17 protein-coding genes are annotated in these 16,197 nt (G+C 40.6%); 9 read left to right on the forward strand and 8 right to left on the reverse strand.

Annotated features, from left to right (window positions below; genetic code table 11):
• Positions 1-114 precede the first annotated feature (114 nt).
• The 3 genes from ABJE44_RS12460 to ABJE44_RS12470 all read left to right on the forward strand — a co-directional run bounded on the left by ABJE44_RS12460 (position 115) and on the right by ABJE44_RS12470 (position 1,956).
• On the forward strand, positions 115-747 hold the full coding sequence (locus ABJE44_RS12460; protein ID WP_348110398.1) for a DUF2796 domain-containing protein: 633 nt from the start codon (positions 115-117) through the stop codon (positions 745-747).
• Positions 748-846: 99 nt separating this feature from the next.
• Positions 847-1,254, forward strand: coding sequence for a MerC domain-containing protein (locus ABJE44_RS12465; RefSeq protein ID WP_348110399.1), 408 nt, complete (start codon positions 847-849; stop codon positions 1,252-1,254).
• A gap of 27 nt (positions 1,255-1,281) precedes the next feature.
• Complete coding sequence (locus ABJE44_RS12470; RefSeq protein ID WP_348110400.1) at positions 1,282-1,956, forward strand: DUF1826 domain-containing protein; 675 nt, start codon at positions 1,282-1,284, stop codon at positions 1,954-1,956.
• A gap of 27 nt (positions 1,957-1,983) precedes the next feature.
• Here ABJE44_RS12470 and ABJE44_RS12475 read toward each other — a convergent pair whose 3' ends face one another.
• From ABJE44_RS12475 to ABJE44_RS12485, 3 genes are read right to left on the reverse strand one after another with little or no spacing between them, the layout of a single operon-like run.
• On the reverse strand, positions 1,984-2,664 hold the full coding sequence (locus ABJE44_RS12475; protein WP_348110401.1) for a DUF3299 domain-containing protein: 681 nt from the start codon (positions 2,662-2,664) through the stop codon (positions 1,984-1,986).
• 20 nt (positions 2,665-2,684) lie between these two features.
• On the reverse strand, positions 2,685-3,131 hold the full coding sequence (locus ABJE44_RS12480; RefSeq protein ID WP_348110402.1) for a hypothetical protein: 447 nt from the start codon (positions 3,129-3,131) through the stop codon (positions 2,685-2,687).
• An 11-nt stretch (positions 3,132-3,142) separates the two neighbouring features.
• On the reverse strand, positions 3,143-3,727 hold the full coding sequence (locus ABJE44_RS12485) for a DUF3299 domain-containing protein (RefSeq protein WP_348110403.1): 585 nt from the start codon (positions 3,725-3,727) through the stop codon (positions 3,143-3,145).
• An 82-nt stretch (positions 3,728-3,809) separates the two neighbouring features.
• Here ABJE44_RS12485 and ABJE44_RS12490 point away from each other — a divergent pair, with 82 nt between their 5' ends.
• Complete coding sequence (locus ABJE44_RS12490; RefSeq protein WP_348110404.1) at positions 3,810-4,547, forward strand: ABC transporter ATP-binding protein; 738 nt, start codon at positions 3,810-3,812, stop codon at positions 4,545-4,547.
• Positions 4,547-5,782: an FtsX-like permease family protein gene (locus ABJE44_RS12495; protein ID WP_348110405.1), complete on the forward strand. Its 1,236-nt coding sequence runs from the start codon at positions 4,547-4,549 to the stop codon at positions 5,780-5,782. Before ABJE44_RS12490 ends, ABJE44_RS12495 begins: the two co-directional genes overlap by 1 nt.
• 80 nt (positions 5,783-5,862) lie before the next feature.
• Here ABJE44_RS12495 and ABJE44_RS12500 read toward each other — a convergent pair whose 3' ends face one another.
• The gene (locus tag ABJE44_RS12500; protein WP_348110406.1) at positions 5,863-7,086 is read right to left on the reverse strand and encodes a helix-turn-helix domain-containing protein; all 1,224 of its coding nucleotides are present in this window, start codon (positions 7,084-7,086) and stop codon (positions 5,863-5,865) included.
• Between the two features lie 328 nt (positions 7,087-7,414).
• Between ABJE44_RS12500 and ABJE44_RS12505 the strand changes: the two genes are divergently transcribed.
• Both ABJE44_RS12505 and ABJE44_RS12510 read left to right on the forward strand, forming a co-directional pair.
• The gene (locus ABJE44_RS12505; protein WP_348110407.1) at positions 7,415-8,533 is read left to right on the forward strand and encodes a DUF3500 domain-containing protein; all 1,119 of its coding nucleotides are present in this window, start codon (positions 7,415-7,417) and stop codon (positions 8,531-8,533) included.
• A 111-nt stretch (positions 8,534-8,644) separates the two neighbouring features.
• Complete coding sequence (locus ABJE44_RS12510) at positions 8,645-9,070, forward strand: hypothetical protein (protein WP_348110408.1); 426 nt, start codon at positions 8,645-8,647, stop codon at positions 9,068-9,070.
• A gap of 5 nt (positions 9,071-9,075) precedes the next feature.
• Here ABJE44_RS12510 and ABJE44_RS12515 read toward each other — a convergent pair whose 3' ends face one another.
• The 3 genes from ABJE44_RS12515 to rlmE all read right to left on the reverse strand — a co-directional run bounded on the left by ABJE44_RS12515 (position 9,076) and on the right by rlmE (position 12,802).
• On the reverse strand, positions 9,076-10,710 hold the full coding sequence (locus ABJE44_RS12515; RefSeq protein ID WP_348110409.1) for an NAD(P)/FAD-dependent oxidoreductase: 1,635 nt from the start codon (positions 10,708-10,710) through the stop codon (positions 9,076-9,078).
• Positions 10,711-10,825: 115 nt separating this feature from the next.
• Positions 10,826-12,031 (reverse strand): hypothetical protein, encoded by a 1,206-nt coding sequence (locus ABJE44_RS12520; RefSeq protein ID WP_348110410.1) that lies wholly within the window; start codon positions 12,029-12,031, stop codon positions 10,826-10,828.
• A 150-nt stretch (positions 12,032-12,181) separates the two neighbouring features.
• Entirely contained in the window at positions 12,182-12,802 is a 621-nt protein-coding gene (gene rlmE, locus ABJE44_RS12525) for a 23S rRNA (uridine(2552)-2'-O)-methyltransferase RlmE (protein ID WP_348110411.1), read from the reverse strand.
• Between the two features lie 196 nt (positions 12,803-12,998).
• Between rlmE and ABJE44_RS12530 the strand changes: the two genes are divergently transcribed.
• Positions 12,999-13,742, forward strand: a complete 744-nt coding sequence (locus tag ABJE44_RS12530) for an RNA methyltransferase (RefSeq protein WP_348110412.1) — start codon at positions 12,999-13,001, stop codon at positions 13,740-13,742.
• A gap of 429 nt (positions 13,743-14,171) precedes the next feature.
• On the opposite strand, the gene ABJE44_RS12535 is transcribed toward ABJE44_RS12530, so the two are convergent.
• The gene (locus ABJE44_RS12535; RefSeq protein ID WP_348110413.1) at positions 14,172-15,254 is read right to left on the reverse strand and encodes a CFI-box-CTERM domain-containing protein; all 1,083 of its coding nucleotides are present in this window, start codon (positions 15,252-15,254) and stop codon (positions 14,172-14,174) included.
• A 247-nt stretch (positions 15,255-15,501) separates the two neighbouring features.
• Between ABJE44_RS12535 and nrtS the strand changes: the two genes are divergently transcribed.
• Positions 15,502-15,711: a nitrate/nitrite transporter NrtS gene (gene nrtS / locus ABJE44_RS12540; RefSeq protein ID WP_348110414.1), complete on the forward strand. Its 210-nt coding sequence runs from the start codon at positions 15,502-15,504 to the stop codon at positions 15,709-15,711.
• Positions 15,712-16,197 lie beyond the last annotated feature (486 nt).

Genomic DNA, 16,197 nt, shown 5'->3' on the forward strand with positions numbered 1-16,197 from the left:
AGTGGTGGTTATGTTATATTGTAACAAATTGGCTTTCAATCATTTTCTAGCTATCGTGAACTTAGGTTTGCTAATGTTTGTAGATGAATAGTGTTGAATTAGGTGGAGAGAAAAATGAAATTTACTAAACAATTAATATGCTTAAGTCTTTGTTTTGGCGGAATTGCTAAAGCGCAAGAACACGTGCATGGAGCGGGCACTGTTTTTGTCATTCAAGATGGTGCTAATTGGCAAATGCAATATGTGCTGCCGGCCGCAGATGCATTGGGATTTGAGCATGCCCCTGAAGATAAACAGCAAAGAGATAGTCTTGCAAGCCTTGGTCATACCTTGGAAAAGATAGAGAACCTAGTACAACTAGATGGTAAATGTAAACAGCTCGATTATTCTCACAATTTAGATGTATTTGAAGGTCAAGAAGGCGCAGAACACAAACATGGCAACCTTCATGATGAGGAAGAAGAGCATCATCATGACGAACATGATGAACATGATGAACATGATGAGCATGACGAGCACCATAAGACTCACGGTGATCACGACGGCCATGATGAAGAGCACGAAGTTCATCATCAGAATATTGAAGTGTCTTATACACTGCAATGTACAAACCAAGTGAAAGGCTTGTCTTTCGTCATATTTGACAAGATGCATAGTCTGCAAACACTTGAGGTGCAATGGAGTATAGAGTCTGGGCAAGGGTCGGCGACTCTTACAAACAGTGTTACAGATATGGAATTTAATTAATGGTGAGCATTGGCTTAAATAGGCCTAAGCAAAAACAGCTGTCTAACTTAGCTTTTTTAAAGGCGTTATTAGTAAAGGGTTATTATGTTTAAGAGGTTTATGAACCTTGCTGATCGTTCAGCTATATTTCTATCGACACTTTGCATGATCCACTGTTTAGTGTTGCCGCTTATTTTAATTCTACTACCTACTTTAACGACCTTGACCTTCTTTAGCGATGAGCGCTTTCATACTTGGCTACTGTATGCGGTACTGCCGATTAGTGCTTTTGCCGTGGTGCTAGGGTATTTCCATCATCGCAGCTGGTTAGTGATATTGATTACATCAATGGGCATGGGAGTTCTAGTGACTGTGGCTATTTTGGGGCACGATGTCTTTGGTGAACAGGGCGAGGTATTTGCCTCAGTATTAGGGTCTATCTTGGTGGCTTACGGCCATATCATAAATTTTAAAGCCCGCAGACAGTTAAATCAATGTCATCCTGTTTCAGCTAAAAGCACCAGTTAACATTTTAAATTTAAATCGGAGTGGAGTATGCCGTCGCAAGCTGTTTTAAAAGACCAAACAACTAATAGCCTCATTAGACGTTCCAGCTGTTTTGATGAACCAAGTATTCTTACTGACATTTATGATGAGTCGGTGAATTTAGCCATTTGGCAACGTGATTTATCCAATGAAATTAAGGCGGATGTCACACGCTTTATTAATACAGCATCACATTTGGATCGATCGGCCTTTATCCGAATGCAGCACATTGAAGACGATCTCCGTGATGAATTAAAATACACTACTTTAGGTAATGCCTTTATTAGTAACGCCAGTGAAGTGATAGATATGTTTTGCACTTTGTTTGATTTAGACCAAGTGGGTTTTCGGATTCGTTTACTTGACTCTCCTATGTGCCCACGATTTCATATTGACCGCGTACCTTGCCGTTTAGTCACTACGTTTTGCGGGCAAGGTACACAGTGGTTAAGCAGTAATCATATCGATAGAAGTAAGTTAGGTCACGGTAGTAAAGGCTTGGATGATAGCGAGTCTGGGCTGTATATATCGGATGCAAACATAAAAAATATGACCACTGGAGACGTCGCCTTACTTAAAGGGTCTGCTTGGATAGGTAATGAAGAGACTGCTGTAGTGCATAGATCGCCACCATATCGTGAAGGTGAGAAACGTTTATTACTTACCTTAGATTTTTTGTCTTAGGACTTAAAGGTTTCGTTGGCACGCTGGTTAGTGTGTCCGAAAGTCATCGGGTTGGCCGTAAAAAGGTATAATAGAAACCAAGTCTAGAGTGTAGGCTGACGTCCCCATTAAATCTTCAAACAATTCTATGTTGAGTTTGCCCGTTAAGGTATAGGTATTAGTGATGTCCACATCTTTAAAACCTTTTTCTAGTTCAACGTATATCATTTGATTTGGCGGTGGAGCGGGTAAGTGGATACACGCCCCAAAGTAAGGAACAAAAAAGAAGCTTTTTACGCTTTTATCATCATAAAAATCGATGGGAACAATAAACCCGGAAATACTCACCATTTTATTTTCAAACTCAGTCATGGTTTGGGTAGAGATTAAGGCATTTTGATAATCTTGGTCTGTTGACGCGTTGATAGAGCGCATTACCTGTGCTGTCATTTCTTCTAAGTTTTGAGGCTGTGTAGTTTGATAGCGAGCAATCACTTCATGTTCTTCGCTGGGTAACAGTGAAGCCCATTTTAGGACAAAGGGTTGAGCTTGGTTGGCCAAAGATTGCAGTGCAGGATCTGACGTTGCATACAGGGTTTGCTTATGAAATACAGCTTGTTTGATGCTTGCCCAATTATCTAAGACTAAACGCCCAACCCCCACACCTAAGCCAATGCATAGTACAAAGGTTAAGATGATTTTAAGCTTACTTTTTAGTTGCGATCCCATTGTAGGAAAATACAGCCTAACTAGATAGCGGTTACACTCACTCGTTGAATTTTTGAATAGGGTCTGTAGCTTTGTGTGGCATCTATTCTAACCATAATAAAGTGCTCACCTGGCCCCGTGGCTTGGAAGGTGACATCTATCAAGCCTTTATCTTTAGATAAACTAAGAGGGGATGAATCAGCCAGTATCAAATTTTTACTAGGGGTAAGAATGACTTCGGCATTGGTATAGTCATCAGGTACCACGTAACGTAACTGAAGTTTAGCATCTGTGGCTGCGGTTACTTTTACTCGGTTATCGTGGGTTACTTTCAACTCGACTGGGGCAGAGTTATTCATATGCTGTTGTGCAAGGGGGTGAAATTGCCCAAAAGAGCCCATTCCAAAACCACCGCCGTGAAATTCACACGCCAAAGCCTGCATAGTGCTAGGTATCAATAATAGTAAGGTAACCAGTTTAAGTTTCATTGAACGACTCTCTATTCGTAAGCTTTAATATTGTCTAAGGACATACCATAAGCAGATGTACCTGTGGTATTGCTCATGGTTTCTATTTGCAGTACACCTTCAAACCAAAAAGGCTCAGTCAGCTGGGCTAATTCAAAGCCTGTTTCTACCTTACCGTATATCATTTGATTAGGGGGTGGAGGTGGCATATGTAAGCACGCGCCAAAGTAGGGAACAATAAAAAACTCTGTGACTCGCTGTTGCTCATCAGACTTTAAAGGGACGACAAACCCAGGAATTCTAATGGGCTTGTTATCAAATTCTGTCATAACTCTAACTGAGGTTAATGCCTGTTGAAAGCGCTGGGTTGTTGCATCTTCACTTGTTACACCAGAGAAAGCATCAACCGAGTCTTGCTCACTGCCATCTTGAATATCAGCTAGATAGTCTGGCGGATTGAGTAAGGCTTCTAAATCATCTTGCGGCATCAACTGAATCCATTCAACCTCTTGATAGTTTTGTGTTTCAGCTGCTTTGACATTTACATTGGCGAACCAAAGTGTTGCTATAAGAACAATGCTAAGGTACTGCAAATGGCATATTTTTTTAGTGTTCATGATTGATTGTCAGTGTGACCAGTAATACTATGAATAATGTTATATCATATCAATAATAATAAGCGCTAGCTCCATCTTATTTATGACCTTAAAAGAAAGTATTTCAAACGATAAAATAATTAACCAAGTTGCAGCCATTGAGTTGCAAAATGTGGTGCATACCTATGGTAAGCAACAAGCCAATAGCAAATCATTACACTTTAGCCAGTGGAAAGTTGAGATAGGCCAACAGGTATTTCTGTATGGCGACTCAGGCTCGGGCAAATCAACCTTACTTAATTTACTGTCAGGAATTTTAGCCCCTCAGCAGGGTAGCATTAAGCTATTTGGAACCGAAATGAGCGACTTGTCTAACAGTGGGCGAGACCGCTTTCGAGCTGAAAACATAGGTGTGGTGTTTCAGCAATTTAATTTGATCCCTTACTTAAGTGTTGCAAAAAACATTGAGTTAGCTGTGTACTTGGCTAAATCCTCAAAACAGCAATTAGTTGAATCTTTACAACAGCTGATGGCAGCACTGAAATTACCTAGTAGTATTTTACATACGCCGGTTTCAAGTTTAAGTGTGGGGCAACAGCAAAGGGTGGCGATTATGCGAGCCTTTATTAATGCGCCTAAATTACTCTTAATTGATGAGCCAACCTCAGCACTTGATAACTCTGCTAAACATGGATTTATGACCTTACTACTAGAAATGTGTCAGGCTCACAACACCACCATGATTTTTGTGAGTCATGATACTGGTCTAGAGCCATTTTTTTCGTTGCGTACACCAATTACGTCATTTTGCAATGGCATCAGTGATGAGGTGGTTGGTTAATGCTTACTTCAATCGCGTGGCGCAGTTTAGTTAGCCGAAGAAAAACTGTATTTCTAACCTTCTTATCTTTAGTGGTAAGTATTAGTGTCTTGATAAGCGTTGAGCATATACGCTTGCAAGCAAAAGAAAGCTTCAACCGAACCATATCCGGTGTGGATTTAATAGTAGGTGCACCTAGTGGTGAATTAAACTTACTTTTGTACTCGGTATTTAGAATGGGGAGCCCCACTAATAATATCGATTACAATAGTTTTACTATGTTAAAGGCCAATAAATCGGTGTCTTGGGCTATTCCGGTCTCTTTGGGTGACTCCCATCGTGGTTTTCGCGTGATGGGTACCAATACTGATTATTTTAAATATTTTAAATACGGTAGTGATAAGCCCCTCACTATGGCCGCGGGTACAGAGTTCGCCAGTCCATTCGAAACCGTGCTAGGTGCCGATGTAGCCAAAGAGTTAGGATACAAGCAAGGCGATAAAATTGTAATAGCCCACGGCATTGGTAGTACTAGCTTTGTGAATCATGACCAAGCGCCATTTACTGTAAGTGGTATTTTGGCCCCAACGGGCACACCAGTAGATAAAACTGTACATGTGAGTTTGGCAGCAATCGATGCCATTCATTTACCTCCTAGCCAATTAAAAAAATTGGTCGCTAACCCTGATACGCAATTAGCGCCACCTAAAAGCATTACCGCTATGATGTTAGGGCTAAACAATAAGTTCGCCACGTTTACACTACAAAGACAAATTAATAATTATAAAAAAGATAGGCTAATGGCAGTACTGCCTGGCGTGGCCATGGCGCAGCTTTGGCAGCTTATGGCAAATGTTGAAAACCTTTTACAGGTAATTGGTTACTTGGTTTTATTGGCTTCATTATTTGGCTTAGCTACTATGCTGTTAGCCACCATGAACGAGCGTCAAAGAGAAATTGCCGTATTTCGTATTTTAGGGGCATCGCCCAAGGTCATTGTCTCTTTGATCATACTTGAGGCTTTAATCATAAGTGTATTAGCTTTGCTTTTTTCAATAGGACTGGTGACCTTACTACTTACCTTGCTAGAGGGATGGTTAACGGCTGAGTACGGTCTATTTTTAAGCAATAATTTGTTTACTATGGAACTACTGGTTTTGTCTGGAATTATTACCACAGCGACCATTATCACTGCCTTAATACCGGGACTTGAAGCCTACAAAAACGCCATACATACTCAGTTATCTGGGCGATAAGGTACTTTTATAGTGGTTTAAAGGCATGTCGAAGAAATAAACGACATTAGTGTTTTAATCGCTGCAGTGTAACCTCAAGTTTAAATCGAGGCTTGGCTGGCAGCTTTTGTTATTAGCATTTTACGGTATTGTGTAGGTGTTAGGTCGCAGTGTTGTTTGAATAGGCTATTGAAGCTAGATTTCGATTTAAAGCCCGCCTGAAACGCCAAATCTAAAATAGTCGTTTGAGAAGCCTGTTGGGATTCTAGCAAGGCTTTTACCTCGTTAATTCTAAACTCATTAACATACTGGTAGAAGTTTTTAGATAAGCCATTACTTAACACAAGAGATAGCATTCGCCTTGGAATATTTAATTCTTCGGCCAGTGCATATACCGTAAAGTCTGGCTCTAGGTAGGGCTTTTGAGTCTGCATATAGATAGCCATTTTATTAATGATATCTTGAATAACTTCGTCACTAAGAGGGCTATCTTCTCTACAACTATCTTGTTGTGGCGAATCAATTGATGCAGCTTCCTGTGGGGTATCTTCTTTGGTTACTGTCAGTCCTCTAAAGTAAAATACTGGCTTTTGTTTGACACCAAAAAAACACAGTACTGTACTAATTATTAAAAAAGAAAGCATATGAAGGGAATGGGCTGAAACTTGAGATACAGAATCTAACACTTCTTCATTTATGACATTAATGATGACCATAAGTGCAAAGGTAGCAGGCAATGCGTACACCCAACTTAAACTAATTCTGCTGTCATTTCGTGAGAATAGTTCAGAAATTTTTCTTTGATGCTTTATCAATAGACTAATAGTCAAAATAGAGTAAATCACAAATAGAAGTCCATTAATGAGCCCAAAATGTACAAAAACTGGTTCAAATAGATTGGTAATTCCATGCTCTCCCACCGGACCGACTTGGTTATCAGAGCTATTTGGAAGAGGCACCATAGGTTTTGGATGCGCCATCAGCATAAATAGTGGATACATAATGGTAAATGGCAATAAATGGTATAAATCTGACTTTGAGCTAAGAGACTTGTCACTTATTAAGGTTCGTACATAGAAATATAGAATAGGTCCATGCAACAAGTTAAGCATTGGATTGGTTAACATATTGAAAGCCGCAGAATGCACTTCTAAATGGATTAATAAGGTATGCAGTAGCGGGATATTGAGGACGACTAACCAAGCGCATAAAAGAATATCTGTTTTATGAATATAAGACTTAGCAGTAATATTGAACACTGTGAACAAGGTGAGTGACAACCCAATAATACTGATCTCCCAGGTAATACTTTCTATTTCAAACAAACCTTCACTCCACTGCTGTCAAAATTTATAAAACCCACATCTTCCACATAATAAACAGTCCAAATTACGCCGTTTGGACGACTTCCCTTTCTTAACACCTTAAATTTTACCCTTAAAGGGAGCCTTAGTTAACTGCAGGGCGCTGCTGAAACGGCCAAATAAAGTGTAAATAATGTGCAAGTTATCCATGGTTAAGTTAGCCAGCTGCCCTTCTTAAATTTAGACGACCTTAAGTGTGTAGGCTGAGGAGTAGCCTCAAGTTAAACCAGTAGTAATCAATATGATTAAAGCCCCATATATTATTTAAACTATAGGAGTGTCTTTTGGCATGTTTAAACTCAACCCCCTAGATGTAAAAAGAGTTGTGAAAACGACTGTACTTATTAATGCTTCATTAATTTTTCTTATGACCAGTTGTGGTAGTTCAGACTCCTCAGGCACTATTGATGATTTCGTAGAAACTGAAATAGAAGATACTGAAAGTGCTTATACCTACGCAGACTGCAGTGCGTTAACTGTACAGGTTGAGTTAATGACTTGCTTGGCTGAGAACTTACTGTCTACTCTTAGTACCACCGAAGTTGATACTATGCTGAACGACTTAACCGAGACTAATGCCACCGAGTCTTGGTCGAATCTACCGACCGGATCGTTTGATTATAATGGTATATTGATTGACGACCTGAGCGATGACGCACAAGAGGCCGCAGAAGCCTTGCTTGATGAGGCGCTAAGCGACCAAGGTAACCAAACCATGGAGCAAATTCGTTTAGCTGATGAGTATTTAAGTACCTTCGATGGCAATGTTTACGGTGAAGACAACTATGCCGTAGCCTTTTTAGGTGAGCCTTCAATCGATGAGCCTTGGATAGTTGAGTTTGCTGGGCATCACTATACATTTTTTGCCAGTTATAACGCAGAGCCTGTTAGCCTAACCCCTAATTTTGTTGCGGTAGAGCCAGTAACTTGGAGCGATGGTGACACTACCTATTCACCCATGGCACAACATCAAGAAGCCCTTGTTGCTTTGTTCGATAGTCTGGATTCAGGGCAATTGGTTACAGCTTTATTACCTGATGCATACGACGATGTGCTAGTTGGCCCACAAGATGATGGTAATTACCCAGATGAGCAAGAAGGCTTAATTGTTGCTGACTTAAGTGATGCACAAAAAGCGTTAGTGATTGCAGTAATAGAGGCTTATGCTGGTGATGCCAACGGCACAGGTCAATCTGCCAATTATACTAGTGATGAACAGTTAGACTTAACTTATATTGCATACGGCTCTTACCCAGATATAACCACTCAAGAATCTTACGCAAGAATAGACGGCCCCAATATTTGGATTGAGTTTACCGTACAAGGTGGTGTGGTGTTTAGTGACAATCATTACCACAGCATTTGGCGTGACAAAGAGCTAGATTACGGCGGAAATTTCGATCTTTAATAGGTTTACCCCCGAATGAAAAGCGACATAAATAACAAAACGCCCTTAGCATGGTTATGCTGTGTGGCGTTTTGCCTACAGTTTTTTAGCCAAGTTAGTCATGGACACCCCATGTCATCCTCAAAGGTTGAGGTGAATGTGTTACAGAACTCGGTTGTATTAACCTTGCGGCTACCCAATAACCGTTTAGGTGCAGCACTTGGTACAGCCCCCACTGTAGATAACCTAATACCTTATATATTAAAGAATGTGAATGTTCACTTACTAGATGAAAAAGCTAGTGCTTTTCCTCAAAAAATCACTCAAATAGTTGAACCAGATTCTCATAATTACTGGCAAGTGGATGTAACAGTGACGCCCCCAAAAGGAGAGAAATTAAGTGCTTTTGAAATTAGCTACAGTGCTATTACCGAAAGGATCATCACCCACAAAGCCAAGTTTTGGTTAATGCCCCAAGGTAAAAGCAAAGACCTGCCACAGTTTTTAGGAACCTTAAAAGGTAGGCATACTCAGCTGTCAGTAGGTGTGGTGAATTAGCTTTTCTACTCAGGCAATGAGTTAACTATGCCTAAAGCCACAGCTTCAGCTATACGTATGCCGTCTATGCCTGCAGACCAAATACCTCCAGCGTAACCTGCGCCTTCGCCGGCTGGATATAAACCTTTTACATTGACACTTTGAAAGTCTTTGTCTCGCTTAATACAAATGGGTGATGAAGTACGCGTTTCCACTCCAGTTAATAGCCCATCTGCACGAGCAAAGCCTTTTATCTTTTTATCAAAGGCAGGAATGGCTTCACGAATGGCTTCTGTTACAAAATCAGGCGCCACTTTGCTTAAATCTGTGAGGGTGATACCAGGTGTATAAGAGGGTTTGACTTCACCTTCTGCAGTCGCAGCGCTTGATTTATTTGCTAAAAAATCACCTATGTATTGAGCAGGGGCATGGTAGTTTTCACCACCAACGTTGAACGCTAGGGACTCTAAGTTACGCTGTAACTCTATGCCGGCTAATGGGTGCTCTGGGTAGTCTTTCTCGGGAGTGATACCGACAACTATTGCGCTGTTGGCGTTACTTTCGTGCCGTGAATATTGACTCATGCCATTGGTGACAACACGGTTGGGTTCTGACGCTGCAGCCACCACTGTGCCACCTGGGCACATACAAAAACTATATACAGAACGGCCATTCTTACAGTGATGTACTAGCTTGTAGTCGGCAGTCCCTAGAATAGGGTTACCCACGTTATCGCCAAAACGGCAGCTGTCGATCATGCTTTGCCTATGCTCAACTCTAAAACCAATAGAAAATGGTTTAGCTTCAATGTAAACGCCTTGGTCGTACAAAGCAGAAAAGGTATCACGGGCGCTGTGTCCTATGGCTAAGATGACGTGCTTGCAACTTAGGTATTGGTCGTCAGATAGATATAACCCTTTGATTTGTTGGTCATCTGGTTCGCCTTCAAGGTCAAGTTTTTCAACTCGGGTGCTAAAGCGAAACTCTCCGCCTAGCTCAATAATGGTTTTACGCATGGCTTCCATCATATTGATGAGTTTGTAAGTACCAATATGAGGTTTACTGACATACATTATTTCTTCTGGCGCGCCGGCTTTCACAAACTCTTTTAGTACTTTGCGACCGTAATGTTTGGGATCTTTAATCTGGCTATAAAGTTTGCCATCTGAGAAGGTACCTGCGCCTCCTTCACCAAATTGCACATTTGACTCTGGATTTAGGTCGTTCTTTTTACGCCAGAACCCAAAAGTATCTTTGGTACGCTCTCGTACTACCTTACCGCGCTCTAATATAATGGGTTTAAACCCCATTTGTGCCAATGTTAAAGCTGCAAGCAAACCACAAGGGCCAAGGCCAACAACTACTGGGCGTTCGGTTAAGTTTTTAGGTGCTTGGGCAACAAATTTATAGGCCATGTCGGGTGTGAGTCGCACATGTTGGTCTTTTTCAAACTGAGTAAGTAGTGCGTCTTGGTTGGTGACTTCAACATCTAGGGTGTAAATAAGTTGAATGTTTTTGTTGTTGCGGGCGTCGTAGCCTCGTTTGAACATATCAAAGGAAACCAACTCATGATGACTAATATTAAGCTTACTTAAAATGGCAAGCTCAATAGCTTGTTCGTCATGGTCTAGGGGTAATTTGATATCGGTCAAACGCAACATAGTAAACAGTCTCTTTAAAATACCGGACAGCCTTTCTGTCAGGGCATACCTATTTTAAATCAGCGACTGTTTTATAGATAGCCTTGTATAAAGGCAATTTAGATTAATTTGGGCCTTACTCGGCAGGCAAACCTAATAAAAACACCATCAGGCAGATACTAGAAATTAGACTAAAAAAGATTACCTTAAGGAGGCGGTTTTTCACAGTTTTAGCTTGAAAAGCCACAATGGCTGCAGTGGCAGCCTGTAAGGTATAAAACAAGGCAAAGGCTCGCGATGCATAGGCAATAATAGTATTGACGTCTGTGGCCCATGTCAGGATCACTGTAATAACGAGTACTAAAAAATAGGCATGCTTTAACGGCATTTTTTGTTTTGATAAGTCTTGCACTAGACCACCTGAGCCTGATGTATCCGCCACCGAGGCCGAAAACTGGCTACCAATGGCAGCCACCGAAATTAAAATAGGTAATAAAATCGCAACTGGGGTAACCATACTGGTAATAGCTGTCACATCAGTGCCCAACCCTTGGTGAAATAACACTGTCATCAGGCTTAAAAATACAAGGTAGATAGCGGCAGATATCCACTGTGCATAACGCATGGTTTTAATGCGCATTTCTGTAGGGTGCTCGCTTTGTAAATACCGTGAGGTTTCAAATCCTTGTACCACAATTAATAATCCTAAAAGCACTCTTAAATCTTGGGTATCTATGACAGAGTCAATATCTGGCAGGTGCCAGTTTCCTGTGCTCAGCAAATTAATGTTGTATACGCATAAAGCGAAGATTAACCCTGCTATGGTGCCGATATTGAGGCTAACGGCGTAGCTCTCGATTTTTTCTAATTGGCTTAAACCTCGCCACATGCCTACACCAGTAATGGCTAGCAATATCAAGGTAGTGATAACGTTTGCCCAGATATCACTGTCTACGCCAAAGGCTTTGAGTAAAAAGGCGGACAGCAACTGTAAATAATAAGTAATAGAAATAAAATAAGCGCCTGCTAATACGACGCGACTAACAAATGACACAGACTGAGCAGGGCCTTTTTGGTGTTCTATAGGCTCAAAGTGACGAATATTAAAGCGTATGGCGCTGCCAACCGCATAAGACAACAGTAATAATGCCCCCATACAAAATACCGCAAAATATCCGACGGTTTCGGCTAGTAATGGAGCGACTACCAAAAAGCCACTGCCCATAATTGACGCTAAAGGAGTGAGAGTGGCTTTCCACTCTTCAGAACGAGAAAGTCTAGGAGAGAAGGCAAGATACAAAAATACACTGGCTGCAATAGTGATAATAAAAAAATTCAGCATATCGAAGGTGTCCTTGTGAACCTATTGACCACAAACCGCGAGGTGTTGGCGCTTGCTTTTGTAATACTGTTTGGCTGGTTTTTAATGCTCGTTAAGTTTGACTGTTACGTAAGAGCTTAAGCTGATGCTTGGAGCTGTCGATTTAGATAACTAACCTTTAAAGCCTTTACCCACCACGTAAACTTCTCGAGAACGGGGGCGAGAAGCTTCAGGTTTACGGATCACGACTCTATTAAATGATGTACGCACATCTTTAACATAGGCCTCGTAACCGACGCCCTGAAATACTTTGGCGCAAAAGCTGCCGTTAGGTTTTAAGACATTGCGAGCCATATCTAGGGCGAGTTCTACTAAATAAATAGATGAGTATTGATCTGTGGTTTTTACGCCACTCAGGTTAGGGGCCATGTCAGACACCACTACATCAACCTTTTTGTTATCTAGGGCTTCTAAAATCTCGTTGTAAACAGATTCTTCAGTGAAGTCACCTTGAATAAAGTGGGCGCCAATTATGCTATCCATTGGCAGAATATCTGAGGCGATGAGTTGCCCAGAATCGCCAACAACAGGGGCTATCACTTGTGACCAGCCACCGGGGGCAGCACCTAAGTCCATGACTAAGTCACCACTTTTGAATAGCTTGTCTTTGTTATTGATTTCTATGAGTTTATAACTTGCACGAGAGCGATAGCCGTCAGCTTGGGCTTTTTTTACATAAGGATCACTAACGTGTTCGTCCATCCATTTTTTACTGCTTGCTGATTGGGCCATACTTTACTCTGCTATTACTAACGCTAAAACGAAACATATTGTAAGCCCCTAGCGTGTATTTTCCAATTCAATGGGCAGACAAACGGGCCATTAATTGTAATTAAAGGGCTGATGGTGGTTTTTGCCTGACTTGAATTAAGCAAACAGATATAATTTGGCCTATTGAAATCCCCGTAGGATTGTTAGGCAAGGCTATATGAAATTAGACGACGTTAAAAAGCTGCATCAAAAAAAATACCGCACCCAATTAGGTTATTACCTAGTAGAGGGCGAGCACCTTATTCTTGAATTACAAAAAGCAGCTTTAACGCAACGGGATCTTAACGACATTACCCTATATGTTACCGAGGACTATCAAGACTGGGCTGCTAAGTTGCAGTTTGAATTTACGCTGGTGGCTGTGACAACTAAACAAATGTCACAGTTAAGTAATACTAAATCTCCCCAAGGGATTGTGGCCTGCGTGCCCTTACCCAAAGTAATTGATAAGAAACGAGAAGGTTCAAATAACGAACTTTGTATTTACCTACATGAAGTACAAGACCCAGGTAACTTGGGGACTATTTTAAGAACCTTGGCTTGGTTTGGCAGTTTTAAGCTATTGCTCAGTGCAAACAGTGTTGACCCTTTTAACCCTAAAGTTGTGCGCGCAAGTATGGGGGCAATTTTTCATGTACCTATCGAGTTAGATGTTGACCTGACTGAGTTACAGCAGCGCTTTGAAAAGTTTGCTTATTTAGATATGCAAGGTAGCCCAGTGAATACTCCTGAATTTGCCAATTACGATTGTTATCTATTTGGTAACGAAGCCAGAGGGGTCCCAAAAGACGCGCTAACTCAATTTAATGCTGACGCATTTACCATACCCGGTAATGGCAGCATTGACTCACTTAATTTGGCCAGCGCAGTTAATATGTGTGTTTACCAGTTATCGGTTTAATACTACAAAGGTATTGCACTTAAAACTCATAATGGCCCATGGCAATTTATCGAGAAAGGGCCTGGGCAAGATAATTTTTTGTTACTATGTGTACTTCTTAGTATGGTCGCCTATCAGCACGGTACGCAGCTTTTACGCTTACATTTAGGTTATTTTAAATGGGAGTAGAATGCTCTGTAAATACCTCTCCAATGATGCAAGCTAAAGCACTCGGTTTACCATTAAGTTACTTCTATGGTCGGGAATCATGGTATCACCTAGGGAGGGGGGGATTTTTTAAAAAAGTAATTGCTTACTTTTGTTATAAGACTTTATAAATTTATGTCTCTTTACCCCTAAGTTTTAAGGTAGGGGTAAAGAAGGTAATGACTTCACGCACTGAATCAGGGGGCAAGTAAACGGCTCTAAACCCTTCATATAGGTATTTCTCTATAAGTTTAAATATTGCTTTTCTAACCGTTCCATCATGGCTTTATATCGCCAAAGAGCGAGCTTATTTAACTTTAACTTTGCCAAAATTGCCGAGGGTAGAATGTCTCTAAAATATATACTTTGGAGTATATTGGATTTGTTTCTCTTATTATTGATGACCTGCAATAATTTAGGTGCAGTGTCGTAATATTTATCGACCAGTGACTTGCCGTTAGGCAATGTCACAAGATAATTATCTCGAAAAGCTCTTAATTGCATTAATTCCCAGCAGTCATCCGTGAGACCAATATGGCCACATGTTGCACTGGTGACAAAACAATCATCATATTCACACATATCTTGGGCTAGTTTCTGAGTTATAGGTACATAGGCTTTTATTGACTCCTCTACTAACTCAGTTATCCCCTGCATTGGGATGTCTAGGTAATACATAGGCTCGTCATCAAAAGCATAAGCGAGTATGAGTTTCTGTGAAAAAAGCATATATTCAATATCGACATTCGGGCTCATGCTGCTTTGTGAGATGTCAGCATTCCATACTTTATTGATTTGAGGCTTTTGTCCATCCGTTATAAGGTGTAACGTAGCCATTGGGGTTACTGGCTTACCGTTTACAATATACAGCCCCCGCTCCCCTGGTTTTTTACTCACATATCTAATGGTGTTGTTAGTTATATCGATATTTTGCAAAATATCATTCACCACAAATTCTACCTTGGGGCGGTCATTTTCTAAGGTAATCGTTATTTCAGGATTAAGCGGTGCTTTTCTATAACCAAGTGGACCTGACTCAAATTGTCCCTCTTTATAAATATCAAAGTATTCAGTTTGATAGGGCGATTCTGCATCTTCAGAACCTTCATATAAAGATAGCGCTTCTACAGGTACAAAGTTATCGCGGCTATTCTTGAGAGTAATTGAAATCTTGCGGGCATCAATATGCGATTGCCACACGCCTTTTCGTAATGTTTTGGTCTCACAATAGCCAATTGTTGCTTGTCCAAATACTAGGTTCGATTTGGAGAGTGTTAATGGTAGCAGGCCAAGAGCCCCAAGAAAGCGACGGCGAGTGTTGGACATATAATCCCTTTAATCTCATTTATTAAGGTTGAAAAATAAACAAGTTGTTTAGTGTTTGTCAATAAAAAGGGCCATGTGGGCTATCGCTATTCATGTGTTACGAATAACATAAAACGATATCAATACATGTGCTTGCATATGTAGACTGAAAGTTAGGCCTTCAAAGTTATAGTTATAGCTCAATGAAAGTTTTTACTGTAAAAAAGGTCTACTGTGCAACACGATCAAACTAGGTGTACCCCCTGCTATGGCTATCACAAGCAAACAAGTTAAAACAGCCGTCTATATTAGTATTATTGTTGGTACCATACTCACCTTGATAAACCAAGGCGAAGCCTTTTTTGGCGAAGGTGATTTAAATTGGTTCAAAGTGATCACCACCTATATCGTTCCCTTTTGTGTCTCTATGTATTCAAGCATTATGGCAACCCGAGACACTACAAAAAACACTGAATAAGTTAAACTGGTTGAAGTGACTAGTACGACTAAAATTAACAAGGTAAAAATACCTCATTAAGGTCGTTTAACTCCTTTGCTTCTATCATCACCCCAACCTTGTTGTATAAAATCTACTTTTACTCTCTCGCTTATTACTAATAAAGAAGACGGCACTTTCACTTTGATGGGGCCTTTTATTCGTGAACGAAAAACCTTAATATGAATAAATACATTGAAATCGCTTCAAGACTTATAAATTTAATGTTCATTTGCCCCTGAATATTTCTAAATTAGGCAGTCTATTCCCTCTTTTGACTCTATCAATTTTGCTTGATATCGTTAAATTTAAGTTTTTAGGAAACGCAAAGGAGTGCAGATATGTACCCCTATATTTTGTTGTAATAGGAGATTTAAAACAGTGAAGTACCTAACCCCACCCCTCGTTATATCATCAGTTTTGTTTTTGGCTGCGTGTTCAGATGACGCAGATAATTCAGCGCTTGTT

This window comes from Paraglaciecola sp. (genome assembly GCF_039942875.1).
Lineage (GTDB): Bacteria > Pseudomonadota > Gammaproteobacteria > Enterobacterales > Alteromonadaceae > Paraglaciecola.